This is a genomic window from Cellulomonas sp. GbtcB1, from assembly GCF_019091725.1.
Taxonomy (GTDB): Bacteria; Actinomycetota; Actinomycetes; order Actinomycetales; family Cellulomonadaceae; genus Cellulomonas.
Genome location: NZ_JAGXJG010000022.1, coordinates 1 through 17,242, shown reverse-complemented (window position 1 = coordinate 17,242; position 17,242 = coordinate 1). Strand labels below are relative to the sequence as shown.

12 protein-coding genes and 1 tRNA gene are annotated in these 17,242 nt (G+C 73.9%); 3 read left to right on the top strand and 10 right to left on the bottom strand.

Going from position 1 to position 17,242, the window contains the following annotated elements; translation table 11 throughout:
* Nucleotides 1–33 precede the first annotated feature (33 nt).
* A complete protein-coding gene (locus tag KVT14_RS09915; protein ID WP_217615511.1) occupies nucleotides 34–1,389 on the bottom strand; it encodes an ABC transporter substrate-binding protein in 1,356 nt (451 codons plus the stop codon).
* Nucleotides 1,390–1,522: 133 nt separating this feature from the next.
* On the opposite strand from KVT14_RS09915, the gene KVT14_RS09910 reads away from it, so the two are divergent.
* Entirely contained in the window at nucleotides 1,523–3,175 is a 1,653-nt protein-coding gene (locus KVT14_RS09910; protein WP_308161001.1) for a glycoside hydrolase family 43 protein, read from the top strand.
* A 7-nt stretch (nucleotides 3,176–3,182) separates the two neighbouring features.
* On the opposite strand, the gene KVT14_RS09905 is transcribed toward KVT14_RS09910, so the two are convergent.
* On the bottom strand, nucleotides 3,183–4,190 hold the full coding sequence (locus KVT14_RS09905; RefSeq protein ID WP_308161000.1) for a LacI family DNA-binding transcriptional regulator: 1,008 nt from the start codon (nucleotides 4,188–4,190) through the stop codon (nucleotides 3,183–3,185).
* Nucleotides 4,191–4,396: 206 nt separating this feature from the next.
* Between KVT14_RS09905 and KVT14_RS09900 the strand changes: the two genes are divergently transcribed.
* Complete coding sequence (locus tag KVT14_RS09900; protein WP_217615509.1) at nucleotides 4,397–5,293, top strand: sulfurtransferase; 897 nt, start codon at nucleotides 4,397–4,399, stop codon at nucleotides 5,291–5,293.
* A 127-nt stretch (nucleotides 5,294–5,420) separates the two neighbouring features.
* Here the strand turns inward: KVT14_RS09900 and KVT14_RS09895 are convergent, their stop codons facing one another.
* The 7 genes from KVT14_RS09895 to KVT14_RS09865 all read right to left on the bottom strand — a co-directional run bounded on the left by KVT14_RS09895 (nucleotide 5,421) and on the right by KVT14_RS09865 (nucleotide 15,545).
* On the bottom strand, nucleotides 5,421–6,311 hold the full coding sequence (locus KVT14_RS09895) for a carbohydrate ABC transporter permease (protein WP_308160999.1): 891 nt from the start codon (nucleotides 6,309–6,311) through the stop codon (nucleotides 5,421–5,423).
* On the bottom strand, nucleotides 6,308–7,249 hold the full coding sequence (locus KVT14_RS09890) for a carbohydrate ABC transporter permease (RefSeq protein ID WP_217615508.1): 942 nt from the start codon (nucleotides 7,247–7,249) through the stop codon (nucleotides 6,308–6,310). Before KVT14_RS09890 ends, KVT14_RS09895 begins: the two co-directional genes overlap by 4 nt.
* Nucleotides 7,250–7,351: 102 nt before the next feature.
* Nucleotides 7,352–8,677, bottom strand: coding sequence for an ABC transporter substrate-binding protein (locus KVT14_RS09885; protein WP_217615507.1), 1,326 nt, complete (start codon nucleotides 8,675–8,677; stop codon nucleotides 7,352–7,354).
* Nucleotides 8,678–8,740: 63 nt separating this feature from the next.
* Nucleotides 8,741–10,897: a glycoside hydrolase family 36 protein gene (locus KVT14_RS09880; RefSeq protein WP_217615506.1), complete on the bottom strand. Its 2,157-nt coding sequence runs from the start codon at nucleotides 10,895–10,897 to the stop codon at nucleotides 8,741–8,743.
* A 120-nt stretch (nucleotides 10,898–11,017) separates the two neighbouring features.
* A complete protein-coding gene (locus KVT14_RS09875) occupies nucleotides 11,018–12,046 on the bottom strand; it encodes a LacI family DNA-binding transcriptional regulator (protein WP_217615505.1) in 1,029 nt (342 codons plus the stop codon).
* 38 nt (nucleotides 12,047–12,084) lie between these two features.
* Nucleotides 12,085–15,102, bottom strand: coding sequence for a carbohydrate-binding protein (locus KVT14_RS09870; RefSeq protein ID WP_217615504.1), 3,018 nt, complete (start codon nucleotides 15,100–15,102; stop codon nucleotides 12,085–12,087).
* 356 nt (nucleotides 15,103–15,458) lie between these two features.
* Nucleotides 15,459–15,545: transfer RNA gene (locus KVT14_RS09865), tRNA-Ser, on the bottom strand.
* 64 nt (nucleotides 15,546–15,609) lie between these two features.
* On the opposite strand from KVT14_RS09865, the gene KVT14_RS09860 reads away from it, so the two are divergent.
* The gene (locus KVT14_RS09860) at nucleotides 15,610–16,506 is read left to right on the top strand and encodes a Sir2 family NAD-dependent protein deacetylase (protein ID WP_308160998.1); all 897 of its coding nucleotides are present in this window, start codon (nucleotides 15,610–15,612) and stop codon (nucleotides 16,504–16,506) included.
* A 12-nt stretch (nucleotides 16,507–16,518) separates the two neighbouring features.
* Here the strand turns inward: KVT14_RS09860 and KVT14_RS09855 are convergent.
* Nucleotides 16,519–17,242: SDR family oxidoreductase (locus tag KVT14_RS09855; RefSeq protein ID WP_217615503.1), on the bottom strand; the 724-nt coding region annotated here is incomplete at its 5' end.

The window sequence follows — 17,242 nt, the reverse complement described above, 5'->3', positions numbered from 1 at the left end:
GGGCGACGCGGGTGGGCGCCGCCCGCCGCGGGGTCAGTCGGCGACGGTGAAGCCGGACTTCTCCAGGTCGGCCGCGATGGTCTCCTGGGTGGCCGTGAACACGTCGCGGAACGAGCCGCCGTTCAGCGCGGCCTCGTTGAGCGCGTCCCCGAACGCGCTCTGCGCGACGTTGACGTTCGGCCCCCAGGTGACGGGGATCGTGGTGTCGGCGACGACCTGGTCGACGACCTGCCAGAAGTCGGTCTGCTGCGGCATGAGCATCGGCGGCTCCGCGGTCAGCGTCGCCTCGCGGCCGGCGGTGCCGCCGGGCAGCAGGTCGAGGCCGAGCAGCAGCTCCGAGCCCTCGTCCGTGGCGGACAGCCAGGCGGCGAACGCCGCGGCCTCCGCGGCGTGCTCGGACTTCTCCGGGACCAGGTACGTCGACCCGCCCAGGAACGGGACGGACGCGTCGCCGGGAGTCCACTGCGGCAGCGGCGCCGCCTCCCAGAGCCCGGCGGTGTCCGGGGCGACCGAGTACAGGACGCTCGGCGCCCAGGCCGCGGCGGCCCAGCTGAGGATCTTCCCGTCGTTCACCTTGGCGTTCCACTCCGGGGTCAGCAGCGGCTCGACGGTGACGAGGTCGCGCTCGACGAGGTCCTGCCAGTAGTCGGCCGTCTCGAGCGACGGCTCGTCGCCGATGCCGACGGACCAGGCGTCGCCGTCGTTGCTCCACCACTCGCCACCGGCCTGGGCCGCGACCGACGCGAAGAACTCGAACTGCGTCGGCGAGAACGAGGCGATGTACACCGACGGGTCCTGGGTGTGGATCGCCTCGGCGGCCGCGGCGTACTCCTCCCAGGTGGTCGGCACCTCGACCCCGTACTGCGCGAACAGGTCGGCGCGGTAGGTGAGCATCATCGGCCCGATGTCCTGCGGGACGCCGTACACCTGGCCGTCGAACGTGGTCAGGTCCCAGATGTTGTCCTCGACGCCGTCCCGCACGTCGGCGACATCGTCGGTGATGTCCTTGACCACGCCGGACACGACGAGCGACGGCAGCGCGCGGTACTCGACCTGCACCACGTCCGGGGCCGTGTCCGCACGGTCCGCGGCGAGCAGCTTGGACGACGTCTCGGCCGTGCCGCCGACCTCGGACAGCTTGACCGTCACGTCCGGGTTGAGCTCGTGGTAGCGGTCCACGATCGCCTGGGCCTCCGGGTCGGTGCCCTTGAGCGAGTAGGTCCAGAACTCGAGGGTGACGGGCCCGTCGGACCCGGCGGCGTCGTCCCCGCCGGACGACGAGCACGCGGCGAGGGCCAGCGCCGGGACCAGCGCGAGCGCCCCGACCAGGGCGGCGCGCCTCCGCCGCGACCGTCGCGCGCCGGTCGCCGGTGTTCCTGCAGCGTGCATGTCCACATCTCCTTCGACGAGGGGACCCGGGCCGCCGCTCCGCTTCGAGCAGCCGCCCCCGGGCTGCGCCTATCGTGATGTTAACGTTGTCATCCTGTCAACCTCAGCCCCTCCGACCTCCTGGGGAGCCCTCGTGCCCGCGTTCCAGAACCCCGTCCTGCCCGGGTGCCACCCCGACCCCTCCGTCGTGCGCGTCGGGTCGGAGTACTTCCTGGTCACCTCGTCGTTCGGGTACTTCCCGGGGATCCCGGTGCACCGGAGCACCGACCTGGTGACCTGGGAGCTCGTGGGCCACGTCCTCACCCGGCCCGAGCAGGCGCCGCTGGCCGGGCTCGACGTGAACGACGGGGTCTGGGCCGCGACGATCCGGCACCACGCCGGGGTGTTCTACGTGGTCGCGACCGTGGCCAGCGGACGCCGGGGCGCGTCGACCTTCGTCGCGACCGCCACCGACCCGGCCGGTCCGTGGTCCGACCCGGTGCCGCTGGAGGCCGAGGGCATCGACCCCTCGCTGTTCGTCGACGCCGACGGGCGCTGCTGGTTCACCGCGACCCGCGACGCGCCCGAGCCCGCCGTCACCGGGCCCGCCGAGCTGTGGCTGCGCGAGCTCGACCTGGACACGCTGCGCCTGACCGGGCCGGAGCACGTGCTGTGGCACGGCGCGCTGCGCGGGGCGTGGGTCGAGGGCCCGCACCTCTACCTCCGGGACGGCCGCTACTGGCTGATCGCGGCGGAGGGCGGCACCGAGCGGAACCACGCGGTCACCGCCGCGTCCGCCCCGGCGGTCACGGGCCCGTACGTCACCGACCCGCGCAGCCCGCTGCTCACCCACCGGCACCTCGGCCCGGGGCACCCGGTGCAGAACGTCGGGCACGCCGACCTCGTCGACACGCCCGACGGCGCGACCTGGGCGCTGACGCTGGGCGTGCGGCCGGTCGACGGGGCGCACACGCTCGGGCGGGAGGCCTTCCTCGTGCCCGTGGAGTGGACGGAGCGCGGGCCGGTGTTCGCGCCGGGGACGGGCACGGTGCCGCTGGCGGGGACGACGGAGCGCGGGGCGGCGGCCGGCGGGGCGGGCACCTCGGCGCCGAGGGCCGCCGGCGCCGAGGCGCTCGCGCTCGGCGACCCCCTGGCGGCGCAGGGCTGGTCCAGCCTCCGCGGGCCGGTCGACCACCTCGTGCGCCCGGTCACCGCGGTCGACGGCGGCGCCGCCCTCGAGCTGACGCCGTCCCCCGAGCCGCTGCACGGCACCGGCACCCCCGCGTTCGTGGCGCGCCGCCAGCAGCACGTGCGGTTCCGGGCGACCTGCCGTCTGCGGTTCGCCACCACCTCGTCGGGCGAGGAGGCCGGGCTCGCCGTGCTGCTGCACCAGCAGCGCGTGGCGACCCTCGCGCTGTCGGCGGGCGCCGACGGGTCGCCCGAGGCACGGCTGCGGATGCGGACCGGCGACGCGGTGACGGAGCTCGGCGCGGTCGCCGTCCCCGCCGGGTCCGTCGAGCTCGCCGTCACCGGGGACGAGCAGGCCTACCGGTTCGCCGCCACCCTCCCCGGCGGCGAGGTGCGCGCACTCGGCGACGTGCCCCGGACCGCGTTCGCGACCGAGACGGCGGGTGGGTTCCTCGGCGTGCACCTGGGGGTGTACGCCCAGGCCGACGGCGAGCCGACCGGCGCGCGGGCGGTCGTCGAGCACGTCGCCTACGAGCCGACCGTCGCGCCGCCGGGCGGCGCGACGGCCGAGGCGGGGGCGCCGGCCGGCGACCCGGCCCTCGCCGGGCTCCCCGGCTGACCGTCGCTCAGCGCGGTTGGGCGGTCGACCGCCGCACCACGAGCTCCGGCGCGAGCAGCCGGTGGTGCGGCGGCTCCCCGCGCAGCAGCGCGAGCAGCCCCTCGACCGCGTTCGTCCCGAGCGCGTGGAAGTCCTGGCGCAGCGTCGTCAGCGCCGGGACCAGGTAGTCCGAGCCGACCTGGTCGTCGAACCCGACCAGCGACACGTCGTCCGGCACCCGCAGCCCGCGCTCGGCGAACGCCGCCAGCACGCCCATCGCCATCTGGTCGTTGCCCGCGAACACCGCCGTCGGCGGCCCCCCGGGGCGGTCCGCGAGCGCCAGCGCCAGGTGGTAGCCGCTCGCGGCGGTGAAGTCGCCCTCGAGCAGCTCGCCGGCGACGCCCGGGGTCGCGGCGAGCTCGCGCTCCCAGCCCTCGACGCGGGCCCGCGCGTCCCAGGTGCGCAAGTTGCCGCTCAGGTGCGCGACCTCCCGGTGCCCCAGCCCCACGAGGTGCCGCACGGCGAGCCGGGCGCCGAGGTCCTGGTCCATCTCGACCGACGCGATCCGGTCGTTCGGCACGTCGCCGGACATGACCACCGCCATCGGCACCCGCGTCACCAGCGCCGGCAGCGCGTCCAGCACCACCGGCCGGTCGGCGATCATCGCGACCGCGTCCGCCTGGTCCGCGACCCGCTGCACCGTCTCGGTGAACTCGGCCGGGTCGCGTCCCTGGAAGCTCGCGAGGTTCAGCCAGTACCCCGCCGCGCGGGCCGCGGTCTCCAGGCCGCCGAGCACCCGCGGCAGCTCGTGCAGCTCGGAGCCGGCCAGCACGACGCCGATCGTCGACGTCCGGCCGCTCTTGAACGCCCGGGCCACGGTGTTCCGCCGGTACCCGAGCTCCGCGATGGCGGCCTCGACCCGCGCCCGCGTCTCCGGGCGCACGGACGGGTGCCCGTTGAGAACGCGCGACACGGTGATGTGCGAGACGCCCGCGACCCGGGCGACGTCCACCATGCCTGGCGCTCGGCTGGCCACGTGCTGCTCCGATCGTCGTGGCCCGGATCGGCGTCGGCGCAGGTCCGGGCGGGGTGGTCCGGCACACGCTACCGCGACGGTCCGCGCCGCCCGGACGCGGCCGCGTCACACACGTCCGGTGCCTGGGCCGCTCCTGTCGGGCGCCGCGCGGGCCGACGTAGCGTCGCGAGCACCGCGCTCGCGGCCCGCACCCCCGAGGAGGACCCATGGCCCCCGCACTCCCCGCCCTCGTCAGCCCCGAGGCGCTGCGCGCCGCCCTGGACGCGCCGGCCGGCCGGCCGGTGGTGCTCGACGCCTCCACCTCCCTGGTGACGCACGGCGAGGGCGAGCCGTACACCGCCGGCCCGCTGCGCGAGCAGTACCTCGCGGCGCACGTCCCGGGCGCCGCGTTCGTGGACGTCACCGGCGAGCTGTCCGACCCCGCGGGCCCCTACCCGTTCACGCTCCCGTCGCCCGGGGCGCTGGCCGCGGCGTTCGGCGCGCTGGGCGTCGGCGACGACACCCACGTCGTCGTCTACGACACCGTCGGCTCCGCCTGGGCGACACGCGTCTGGTGGCTCCTGCGCTACCTGGGCCACGACCGGGTCTCGGTGCTGGACGGCGGGTTGGCCGGGTGGCAGGCCGCCGGCTTCGGCACGGCCTCCGGCGGGGCCGACGACGAGGCCGCCCGAGCCGTCACCACGACGCTCGCGCCGCGGGAGCGCCCCGAGCTGCTCGCCACGCTGCCGCAGGTGGAGCGGATCTCCTCGGGCGCGGCGCCCGGGCTGCTCGTGAACGCGCTCGACCCGGCGACGTTCCGCGGCGACCAGGAGGTCAGCACCTACGCCCGGCGCGGCCGGATCCCCGGGAGCGTCAACCTCCCGCTGTTCACGCTCCTCGACCCGGCGACCGGCCGGTTCCTGCCGCTCGACGACCTGCGCGAGCGCCTGGAGGCGGGCGGGCTGCTCGACGCCGAGGGGGCCGTCACCTACTGCGGGGGCGGCATCGCGGCGACGCTGCCGGCGTTCGCGGCGTACGTCGTGTCGGGGGCCGAGGTCGCCGTGTACGACGGGTCGCTGTCGGAGTGGACGGCGGCGGAGGGGCTGCCGGTCGCGGTGGGGTGACGCGGCGTGCCCGGGGAAGCACGAGAGCCCCGCCGGACACCGGCGGGGCTCTCGTCGAGCCCGGTTCGTCCGCGAGCAGCAGGTCGGCTGCCAGGACGAGTGCGCACCGGAGCTCCGGCCGTCCGCCCTACTTCACGGCGCCGGACGTGATGCCCGAGATGATCTTGCGCTGCGCCACGATGAACGTGACCAGCAGCGGCAGGCTCATCACGACGACGTAGGCGAAGATCAGGTGCCAGTTGTTGAGGTACAGCCCCGCCGAGGCGACGTTGTAGAGGTTGAGCGGCAAGGTGTCCACGCGTCCGCCGATGACGAAGAACGCGTAGAAGACGTCGTTCCAGATGTACAGGCAGATCAGGATGGTCGCGGTGCTCAGCACCGGGACGAGCAGCGGCAGGATCACGGTGCGGAACACCCGCATCGGCGTGGCCCCGTCGACGCGCGCGGCCTCCTCCAGCTCGTGCGGGATGGTCCGGATGAACCCGGTGACGAAGAAGATCACCGTGGACATGTACATCCCGACGTACACGCCGATCATGCCGACGACCGTCCCGGCGAGGCCGAGCTGGCGCAGCAGCAGCACGATGGTGACCACGGCGGGCGGCAGCACGATGCCGGAGATCGCGAGCGCGTAGAGGGCCGCGGAGATCCGGGAGCGGCGCCGGGCGAGGATCCACGAGGCGAGGGACCCCAGGACCAGGACGAGGAACACCGACGGCACCATGATCAGCAGGGAGCCGCCGAACGCCGCAGGCACGTCGCCGTCGCGCCAGATCTCGGCGAGGTTCGCGCCGAGCTGCCACCGCGAGGGCAGCGACAGGTCGGGCTGCAGCGCCTCGGCCTGGGACTTGCCGGCGGTGACCACGATGATCCACAGCGGCAGGGCGATCAGCAGGACGACCGACAGGACGACGACGAACGGCTGGATCCGGCGCCACGGGCCGGTCCGGCCGCCGAGGGTCGCTCGGGGCCGACCGCCGCGGGCGGTGCTGGTGCCGTGGGGCGCGACGATGCTCACAGGACGTCCTCTCGACGGCGCAGCATCCCGATGACCGGGAACGCCAGGGCGACGACGACGAGGAACAGCACGAGGCTCATCGTCGTGGCCTGCGCGAACAGGCCCTGCCCGAAGGTGCGGAAGATGAAGATGTTCAGCAGCTCGGTCGACCGGGCCGGGCCGCCGGCAGTGGTCGCCTGCACGATGTCGAACCCGTTCATCGAGCCGAGCAGCGCGGTCGCGACGTTGAACGTGACCGCGGGGGCGATCAGCGGGAACCGGATCCGCCAGAACTGGGTCCAGGCGCCCGCGCCGTCGAGGCGCGCGGCCTCCAGCACGTCCTCGCTGATGGTCTTGAGGCCGGCCATGTAGATCAGCATCGGCAGGCCCATCCACTTCCAGGCGTGGATGACCGCGACGACGAGCAGGGTCCATGAGGTGCTGCCCAGCCAGGCGGTCGTGACCTCCGTGCCGGTGACCCAGCTGAGGATCGCGTTGAGCGCGCCGTCCGGCTTCAGGATCGCCTGGAACACGTAGCCGACGGCCAGCGCCGACATGATCACGGGGATGAAGAACAGGACGCGGGCGATGCGGTTGACCCGCGTGTCCCGCTCGAGCAGGAGGGCGAGGAGCAGACCGAAGAGGTTCTGCAGGATCGCGACGAGGACGGCGTAGCCGAGGGTGACCCGGAGCGCGCGACCGAGGTCGCCGTTCTCGAACAGCCGCGTGAAGTTGTCCCAGCCGACGAACCCGATCTCCGCCTTGAAGCTCGACCAGTCGGTGAACGAGTAGACGAAGTTGAACAGCGTCGGCAGGAAGAAGAAGACGCCGAGCAGCACGAACGCGGGGGCGGCGAACGCCCACGGGTGGTTGCGCGCCCGTCGCGTGCGGTTGGCGCGCGCCGTCCTCGCCTCGGTGGGTCCCTCCCGGGTCGGGGCGGGAGCGGTGGTGGTGGTCATGGGTGTCCTCGTCCTCGACGGAGGACCGCCCGCCCCTGCGTCGGGCGGTCCTCCGTGACGGTCACGTGCGGTTGCTGACCGGCGGGCCCGGCCGGGCTACGGTCAGAAACCCTCGACGCCCTGCGCGGACGCGAGCTGCGCGAACTGGTCCTGCGTCTGCTGCGCGACCTGCTCCGGCGTCAGCGCGCCCTGGATCATGTCACCGAGCCGCAGGTAGAGGTCCGGGTTGGCGACCGCCTCGACCTGCATGGAGCCGGCGGCGCCGTCGAGCGCGTCGGCGACCGACACCAGCGCGTCGGGGACGGTCGCGGGCGTCTCGACGCCCGGCTGCAGCGAGACGGTGTCCTGGTCCTCGACGAAGTCGGCGTACCCGTCGCCGAGCCAGAAGCTCAGGAGCTGGCGGGCGGCGGCCTCGCGGGTCTCGTCGCCGGTGCGGAACGCGACCAGCGCGTTGGCCTGGTCCGGGACGAAGGTGCCGACGTTGCCGTCGGTCGAGATCGGGAAGAACCCGATCTTCTCGTTCAGCTCGTCGGTGTCGGCGAGGGACTGCAGCTGGCCGAAGAACGAGTTCACCTGCATGACCATCGCCGCGTCGCCCGCGAGCAGAGCCGCGCCCTGGTCCTCGAACGTGGCCGTCTTGATGTCGTCGTTGAACAGGCCCTCGGCGATCAGGTCCTGGTAGCCCGTGATGGCGTCGATGATCGGGCTGTCGCCGAACGTGGTCGACGCGCTGTTGACCTCCTCCCACAGTCCGTCCTTGGATGCCTCGGCGAGCGGCGCCTGGACCCACCACTGCGTCCCCCAGGGCGAGCCCGCGTTGCCGCCCATCTCGAAGAAGGGCGTCACACCGGCGGCCTGGACCGTCCGGGCGTCCTCGACGAGCTCCGTCCAGCTGGTCGGGGTGTCGGTGAGCCCGGCGTCGGCGAACACCTGCTTGTTGTAGTACGCGCCGATCACGGCCGGGGTGCTGATGAGCGCGGCGTAGCGGGTGCCGTCGTACGAACCCGTGAGGTCGACGAGCGCGGGGTCCATGTCGTCCAGCCACGGCGCGTCGTCGAGCGGCTGCAGGTTCTGCTTCGCGTTGATGCCGGCGAGCATCGACGCGGTCGGCTGCCAGAACGCGAGATCGGGCTTGTCGCCGGTGGCGATCTTGGTCTGGATGCTCTGCTCGTACGGGTCGGTGATCGTCACGACGTCGACGCTGGCGCCGGTGGTCTCCTCGAACGCCTCGACGACGGCGTCGGGCACGGTGTTGGAGTTCTGCGCGGCCCAGATGGTCAGCTCGACGCCCGACAGGTCGGCGTCCTGCGCGGGCCACTCCGCCGGCGCACCGCCCGAGGCGGAGCCGCCCGCCCCGGGGTCGGAGCAGGCCGTGAGCGCCAGGCCGGCGGTCAGCAGGATCGCGGCGAGAGCAGGGGTCTTCTTCATCGGTTCTCCCTAGGCAGGTGCCGGCGTCGTCGCCGGCGGGGTGAGGGACGTGCTGTGGTGCTGTCAGGGGTGGCGGACGCGCAGGACGCGCGCCTGCGGGCCGCCGTCGGCGTGCGGGACCCGGACGCGGACCCGTCCGTCGGGCAGGCGGTCGATCTGCCACGGCGTGCCGGGCTGCGCACGGGGGAACGCGACCTCGACGTCGCCGTCCGGCAGGTCCAGGACGATCTCGTCCGGGCCACCGCGCCGCCAGACGGTGGCGAGGGTCTGCGTCGGACCGGTGAGGGCGGAGGCGACCCAGGGGTCGGACCACGCGGGCAGGCCGAGCGGCCAGGCGGCGTGCGCCTCGTGCAGCCAGTCCTCGTTCGCCCGGGCCAGCTCGACCGCCTCGACGACCAGCCCGAGGCGGGCGGAGTCCATCCGGTCGAGGTGACCGGAGAGGTAGAGCCGACCCGCGAGGCCGGTGCTGAGCGTGAAGACGCACTCCTCGAGCGTCATCCCGGGCTGCGGGTACGCCCAGTTCGCGGCCTGCTCCGGCAGGATCGACACGAGCGCACCGACTGCGACCGGCGGGTACAGGACCAGGTTCTGCTGATCCGACGTCGACTGCAGGGTGGATCGCGACAGCAGCGCGTCGTCCGCGCGCATCGCCCCTGACGCGCAGTTCTCGAGCATCAGGTCCGGGTGCCGGCGCAGGATCCCGTCGAGCCAGGCGACCTGCGCCCGGTTCTGCTCGAGCAGCCCCTGGCCGACGCTGTCGGTCGCGTGGTCCGTGCCGGCGCCCGGGGTGACGTTGTAGTCGAGCTTGAAGTAGCCGACGCCGAACTCGTCGACCAGGCGGTCCACCACGGTGTCGAGGTGCTTCACCGCATCGGGGTGCCGCAGGTCCAGGAGGTACCGGTCGTGCTCGACGACCCGCTGGCCGCGACGCTGGAGGAACGCCTCGCCGGGCAGCTGCTCCGCGAGCGGGCTCCGCACGCCCACCACCTCCGGCTCGAGCCAGAGCCCCGGGACCATCCCGCGGTCGCGGATCCGGTCGGTCACCTCGTGCAGCCCGCCGGGGAACCGGAGCGTCGACGGCTCCCACTCGCCGACGGAGTCCCACCAGTCGCCGCCGTCGTCGTACCAGCCGGCGTCGATGCAGAACACCTCGGCACCGACGTCCGCCGCCGCGTCGACGAGGGGCAGCAGCTTGTCCGTCGTGGGGTCGCCCATCAGCGTGTTCATGTAGTCGTTGAACACGAGGAAGGGCGCACGGGCCCGACCGTCGCTGCGCGCGTGCCGGTCCTGCGCCACGGCGTGGTGCCGGTCCCGGCGGGCCGCGGTGAGGCCCACCACGGCGGCCTGCCAGTCGCCGGCCACGGGCACCACCGTCACCGGCACCGTGGCGAACTCCTGACCGGGCTCGAGCGTGCGGAGCCAGTGGTGGTCGATGTCCGTCGGACCGAGCGCGACGAGGGCGAGCACGCGCCGGTCGTCGCGCGTCAGCCGCTCGCTGACCTCGAGCCGCCAGGCGCCGTTGTGCTCGATCTGCCAGCCCAACGAGGCGTCTCCGGCTCGGGTGGTGAGCACGCCGCTCGGCACGCGGGTGCCGCTCGACCAGGTCCCCGTGCTCGCGACGACGTGCGCGCCACGGCCGTCCTGGTGCTGGTGGCGCGGGAGATCGAGGTCGACCAGGCCGCCCTGCCCGGCGAGGGGGACGTGCTCCCAGCGGTTCTCCCCGACCCACGCGCTCGTGCCCTCCACGGAGACCACGGCATCCAGGGGCCGGTCCCCGACCGGACCGGCCAGCGCCACCGAGCTCACGGCCTGGAGGTGCACCGGGGTCGCGCCGGCGTTGCGGACCGTCGTGGTCGCCCGGACCGCCCCGCCCCGCAGCTCGAGCCGCGTCAGGGCGACCAGCCCGGAGCCGGGGTCCTCCTGGGTCACCTCGACCACGCGGCCGGCGCCGTCGGCGGCGGGGGTGGCGCTGACCTGGAGCACGCGCATCCGGACGCCGACGGCGGTGGCGGTGTTCCGGAGGTTGCCCGCGGCGCGGCCGTGGCCCACGGCCAGGACCTCCACCAGCGGCTGGACGGCGCGCGCGGCCAGCTCGGCGGCATCGTCCGCCGCCGTGCCGCCGACCAGCGCCGCCGGCCGGTCGTCCGCCCAGACCAGGTGCAGGACGGCGTCGCCGTCCCCGAGGGCCTGCGTGCGCAGTCCCGTGCTCTCGCGAGTCATCCTCGACCCCATCTCCTCGTACCCGGCCAGGTGCGCCAGGGCGACGAGTCGATGAAAGCGCATATCAAGAACGAGGGCAAGTAGCCTAGGTCACGGCATGATCACGAATGATGAGCGGTTTCAGGCTGCGGAGCGACGTCGCGGGCCCGAGGACGCACGGACGACCAGATCGGGCACGAGGCGCGCCGAGGCGACCCCGCTCTCGCCCGCCTGCAGGCGCGCCAGCAGGCGTACGGAGTCGCGCCCGAGCTGCACGAAGTCCTGCCGCACGGTCGTCAGCGCGGGATCCCACAGGGGACCCAGCGGGTGGTCGTCGAACCCCACGACCGACACGTCGTGCGGCACGCGCCGCCCGCTGTCGTTGAGCGCGCGGATCACGCCCATCGCGAGCTCGTCGTTGCCGCAGAGGACCGCCGTGACGTCGAGGTCACGGGCGAGACGCAGCCCCGCGTCGTACCCCGACATCGGCGCCCAGTCCGCGCGCAGGGGCGGGGGCACCGGGGCTCCGGCGGCCTCGAGGGTCTCGCGCCACCCGACCAGGCGGGAGCTCTCCCGCCCCGCCGAGGGGATGGCGACGTGGTGCACGGTCTCGTGCCCCAGGTCGAGCAGGTAGCGGGTGGCGCTCGCGGCGCCCACCCGGTCGTCCATCGAGGCGTGCAGGATCTCGTCGTCCGAGCGGTTCCCCGCCGCCAGGGCGACCAGCGGCACCCAGTCCGGGACCGCGGCGAGCGCGGCCGCGCCGGGCGGGTCGTACTCCAGCACGACCGCACCGGCGATCGGCTGGCTCAGCGCGGTGTCGACCGCCGCGTCGACGACCTCGCGGTCGTCCGTCTCGACGACGCAGATCATCACCATGTGCCCCGCGGCACGGGCCGCCTCCTCGATCCCCTGGATCGAGGAGGCGTACCCGTACCGGGTGGTGTTGCTGGTGATGATCGCGATCATCGGCAGGCTGCCCGCGGCCAGGGCCCGGGCGGCGCCGTTGCGCCGGAACCCGAGCCGCTGGATCGCGGCGTGCACGAGCGCCTCGCGCTCGGGACTGACCCGCGTGGAACCGGTGAGCACCCGAGACACCGTGGGGACGCTGACGCCGGCCTCACGGGCGACGTCGGCGATCGTGGGCTGCTTTCCGGAGACGGGTCGTGCCACAGCCGACAACCTAGGCGATCACGGCCGGGACCCGGCACTCAGGCGTGCCGCATCCACGGCCCGTCCGGGTCGCCGGGCACCTGGTTGCGGGTCCACCAGCGCGCCTCGTACACGACGCCGTCGTGCCGCACGAGGTCACCGGCGGCGAACACGCGCGATGCCGTCCAGACGGCCGTGCCGTCCGCATCCGTGCGGATCTGCTGCCACGGACCGACCGGGTCGCCCGGCTCCTGGCGCTGGGTCCACCACGACGCCACCCACTCCGCGCCGCCGTGCGTGACCCGGTCGCCCTCGACGTAGACGGTCGTCGGGTCCCAGGTCGCGAGCTCCTCACCGCCGACCGGGACCGTCGTGGGGGCACCGGTCGACAGGGGGGCGATCTCGATGCGGTCCAGGTCGGGCGCCCAGCCGTCGGCCCGGCCGAATTCCAGCGACGCGTCGCCCGACCCGAGCTCGACCAGGAACGTGCGCTCGAGGAAGGACGTCCACGCGTACGTGTAGCGCAGGTACGCGTACCCCGAGGACTCCTGCGCGCCCTGCTCCCACACGTCCAGGCGGCGGTCGACGACCTGGGGGTTGTAGTCGTGGCTGCCACTGACCTCGGCGTTGGCGAACCGGACGGTCACCGCGTAGGTGCCCGGCTGGTCCACACCCGGCGCCCGGTCGACGACCACGGCGTTCTCGCGACCCTGACCGATGCTACCGACCCCGGCCGAGCCCGATGCGTTGGACCCGGTGCTCGCGGCGTACGTGGTGACCCGGGCGTTCCCGCGCAGCTGCGCGTCCTCGGCCTCGACGACGAGCGCCGCACCGGGGTCACCGGTCGCCCGGGTCGTCAGGTCGCGCACCACCGCGCCGGTCGGCGACCGCAGCTCGACCTCGTTGATGCCGTGCGCGAGGTGCAGGCGCGCCGTCGACGACCACGTGCCGGCACCGGGCGCCTCCAAGGTCGCGACGGGCGCGCCGTTCACCGTCACGTCGACCGTCGACGCGGCGGTCGACGCGTACGTCACCGTCACGTCGTGGTACCCGGTCGAGGCGGCGTGCACGTAGGCGTCGGCTCGCGCGTCGCCGCCCGGGAGCGCGGCCCAGCCTCGCGTCCCGTCCGCCCAGGTCAGGACTGCGCCGTCCTCCAGGCGGAGCGTCGAGGCGGGATAGGTGGTCGGCTCACCGTCGGTGACGTCGGTCAGCGCGAAGGTGTCGAGCGTGATGTCGGCGTTCGGGAGCAGCGTGGCGCCGTCCTCGCTGGCCCGCAGGGAGAGCACGTGCTCACCGGCGGTCAGCGCGACCTCCAGCTCGGCGGACCCGCGGTACTGCCACCGGGACGTCGCGTTCAGCGCGAGGTCGGCGGCGTACTGCACCGTGCCGGCGTGCGCGTCGTCGACGAACAGCGCGTGGCGCCCCGGGACGCCGGGAGCCGCGCCGACCACCTCGAACCGGTACGTGCCGTCGCGCGGCACCTCGACCGTCCAGTCCGCGCGCGACGTGGCGCGGTTGAACGACCCGACGTCCTTGCCGTGCGACGCCAGGAACTTCCAGCCGCCGCCCTGCTCCGGGTCCTGCGTGTAGACCTGCGCGTCGGTGAGCGCCGTGTCCTCCGCCTCGACCGAGGCGTGGAAGACCGCGTCGACCGCGACCTCGCGGTCCTGCGCGGGGGTGATGACGACCTGGTAGCCGGCGTACCGGTCGTAGGTCGGCACCGTGAGGGCGAGCTCCCCGTCCGCCACGGCGACGTCCTGCGCCACCTGGATGACGCGCGGGGTGGCCGCGACACCCTCGGCGCCGGTGAGGCGCACCTCGCGCACCTCGACGTCGACCGCGCCGCCGAACACGGCGGGGTCCAGACCGGCGAGGTCGACCCGCACGTCCTTCGACCCGCCGCCGTACAGCACGGTGGCCCGTCGGTTGTCGACGTCGAGGGCGCCGATGCCCTGCAGCGTGTCCACGGCGTTCAGCGCCGGCGGCGTCACCGCGACCGTCTGCGACCCCTCGAGGTCGCCGTACCACTTGAACATCCACCAGCCGCCGTTCGCGGCGTTGGCCCGGGCGCTGTTGTCCGACAGGTTGCCCGCGTAGTTCCAGTACGCGACCTGGCCGTCAATCTTGAGGTCCTCCATGATCGAGAACCACTGGATCAGCTGACCCGGTGTGCTCATGTCGCGGAGCATCCCCCACTCGGTCACGTTCACGTGCAGCGACTCCAGGCCCAGGCGCTGCTCGAGCGCCCGGTACGCGTCGTAGTTGCCGCGGAACGTGGCCAGGTTGTCGATGCCGAGCTCGTGCCAGATGAACACGTCCGGCACCGTCCCCGACGCCATCGTGTGCTGCAGGAACGCCTCGGAGCGCTCGGGCTGCCAGCGCGTGTCGCCGGGGCCGCCGATGCGGGCGTCCCCGAGCCCGTGCGCGTCCCAGACCTCCTGGATCACGCCGTGCACCGCGTCCCAGTCCTCGAGGAACGTCTGACCCAGCGTCGACCAGTTCGCGTACCAGTTCCCGCCGTCCGGCTCGTTGAACGGGATGAACACGTAGTCGCCGGGGCGGTCCGACTCGGTGGCGACCGCCTCGGCCACGATCCGCGTCACCTCGAGGAAGTCCCAGGTGCCGTTCGGCGTGTCGGTGAACTCGCCGGTCGCGAGGTCGTAGGTACGGGTGTCGCCCGGCCGCTGCCCGCCGTGGTACGGCCAGTCCGGGTAGTAGTCCTGCACGTAGATGTACAGGTCCTGGCCGTGCTTGTCGAAGAACCCGTCCTCGATCTGCAGGGCGTCGCCCGACGGGTGCTGGGTGCCGAACGGCGCCTTCTGCGACACGTTGGTGACGTGCGCGCCGTTGATCAGCGCCTGCGTGGGCGCGCCGTCGTCACCCAGGCCGTACAGCGCACCGGACGCGCCGCCGCGGAAGTCGCCGGTCGCGCTCGCGAGGTCGACCTGGAGCACGTCGACGTCCGCCTGCTCGGCCTGCCCTGGGTACGGCTGGGCCGACGCCGGGACGGCGCCGAGCACTCCGGTGCCCAGACCCAGGGTCGCGGCCACGGCCAGCCAGCGTGGTGTTCTCGTCATCGAGACGTTCCTTCGCGGTAGGAGGCGAGCTCGTCGAGCGCGAACGGCACGGGCGCGACTGCGAGCTCGTAGACGTCCGTCCATGAAAGCGCATATCACACGCGACAGGCAAGGCCTCGGCTTTGATGGCCTGGGTCGCCCTGCAAGCGCTATCAGCGCACGCGATCGGACCGGAAGGACGACGAGGACCGCACGCAGATCGATGGGTCGCCAGGCCGACCGCGCCGACAACCCCGACGCCCGCTTCCGCCACCGGGACGCCGACGGTGGCCTCGCCGCCCCGAGGGGCCGCCGACGACGCCGCGCGCCCGGGAAGCACGAGAGCCCCGCCGGACACCGGCGGGGCTCTCGTCGAGCGGTAGCGGTGGGATTTGAACCCACGGTGGACTTTCACCCACACACGCTTTCGAGGCGTGCTCCTTAGGCCGCTCGGACACGCTACCTCGGGCCAGAACAGTACCGGATGCGAGGCGGAACTCCCGCATCGGGAGTCGTACCGTGGTGCACGTGACACCCCCGCGCCTGCCGATCCCCCTCCACGACGCCGTCCGGCCGAACCCGGGGACCGTCGACGACGCGGTCCGGCTGCTCCGCGGCAGCCGCCTCACCGTGCTCACCGGGGCGGGCCTGTCGACCGACTCGGGCATCCCCGACTACCGGTCGCCGGACTCCCCGCCGCGGAACCCGATGACGTACCAGCAGTTCGTCGGGGACGAGGGCTTCCGCCGGCACTACTGGGCGCGCAACCACGTCGGCTGGCGGTACGTGCACCGCACGCACCCGAACGCGGGGCACCGCGCCCTGGCGTCGATGGAGGCGCACGGCGTGGTGCTCGGGGTGATCACGCAGAACGTCGACCTGCTGCACGAGCAGGCGGGCTCGCGCCGGGTGATCGACCTGCACGGGCGGTATGACCAGGTGATCTGCCTGCGGTGCCACAGGACCGTGACGCGCACCGAGCTCGCCGAGCGGCTGGAGGCTGCCAACCCCGGCTTCGCCGAGTCGGTGGGCGCAGTCGGCGACGTGGAGATCGCGCCCGACGCCGACGCCGTGATCGAGCAGACGTCGCACTTCCGGGTCGTCGACTGCTGGCAGCCCGACCCCGACGGCGGCGACGGCCCGTGCGGCGGGATGCTGAAGCCGGACATCGTGTACTTCGGCGAGACGGTGCCCGGGCCCCGGGTGGCGGAGGCGTACGCGCTCGTCGACGAGGCGGACGCGCTGCTCGTCGCGGGGTCGTCGCTGACGGTCCAGTCCGGGCTGCGGTTCGTGCGGCACGCGGCCGAGGAGGGCAAGCCGGTCGTGATCCTCAACCGCGGCGCCACCCGCGGGGACCCGCTGGCGACGCTGACCCTGGACGCGGGGGCGTCGGAGACGCTGACGGAGCTGGCCGACCGGCTCTGAGGGCGGGCGCCGTCACGCCGCCCGCATCCCGACCAGCCGCTCCGAGGCCTCCCACACACGCCGCGCCTCGTCGGCGTCCCGCAGCGGCCGGTACAGCCGTTGCTCCGCGGGCGCGCCGCCGAGGTGGCCGGGCCCGCGCGGGCCGTACAGCCGCCCGCCCTCGGCGTCCGACGACGTCGCCGCGTAGAGCGCGGGCAGCCCCGCCGACTCCGGCGTGCCCGTGATCCCCCACGCGGACAGCCGGCGGATCAGCCGGACGGCGCGGGTGTCGTCGGCCCGACCGACCTCGGGCCGCGCGGCCAGCAGGCTCGTCGGCGCGACGCCCGGGTGCGACAGCACGCTGGTGATCCCCCAGCCGGCGGCCGCGCTGCGCCGCTGGAGCTCGACGCCGAACAGGCCGTACGCGATCTTCGACGACCGGTACGCGGCCGTCCCGTCGTACGACCGCTCCCAGCCGAGGTCGTCCCAGTGCACTCGGCCCCGCGCGGCGGCGACGCTGATCTGCGACACCACCCGGGCCCGCCCGGCGCGCAGCAGCGGCAGCAGGTGCAGCACGAGCGCGGCGTGGCCGAGGTGGTTGGTGCCGAGCTGGAGCTCGAACCCGTCGGCGGTGATCTGCCGGTCGGGCGGGGTCATCACACCGGCGTTGCCGACCAGCACGTGCACCGGCCGGTCCTCGTCGAGCAGCGTGCGGCCCAGGGCGGCGACCGAGTCGAGCGAGGACAGGACGAGGGTG

Coding starts and splice junctions, on each gene's coding strand:
- KVT14_RS09880 (WP_217615506.1), bottom strand. CDS start 10,897: ATGACTCGCGAGAGCACGGGACTGCGCACGCAGGCCCTCGGGGACGGC.
- KVT14_RS09915 (WP_217615511.1), bottom strand. CDS start 1,389: ATGCACGCTGCAGGAACACCGGCGACCGGCGCGCGACGGTCGCGGCGG.
- KVT14_RS09900 (WP_217615509.1), top strand. CDS start 4,397: ATGGCCCCCGCACTCCCCGCCCTCGTCAGCCCCGAGGCGCTGCGCGCC.
- KVT14_RS09885 (WP_217615507.1), bottom strand. CDS start 8,677: ATGAAGAAGACCCCTGCTCTCGCCGCGATCCTGCTGACCGCCGGCCTG.
- KVT14_RS09870 (WP_217615504.1), bottom strand. CDS start 15,102: ATGACGAGAACACCACGCTGGCTGGCCGTGGCCGCGACCCTGGGTCTG.
- KVT14_RS09890 (WP_217615508.1), bottom strand. CDS start 7,249: ATGACCACCACCACCGCTCCCGCCCCGACCCGGGAGGGACCCACCGAG.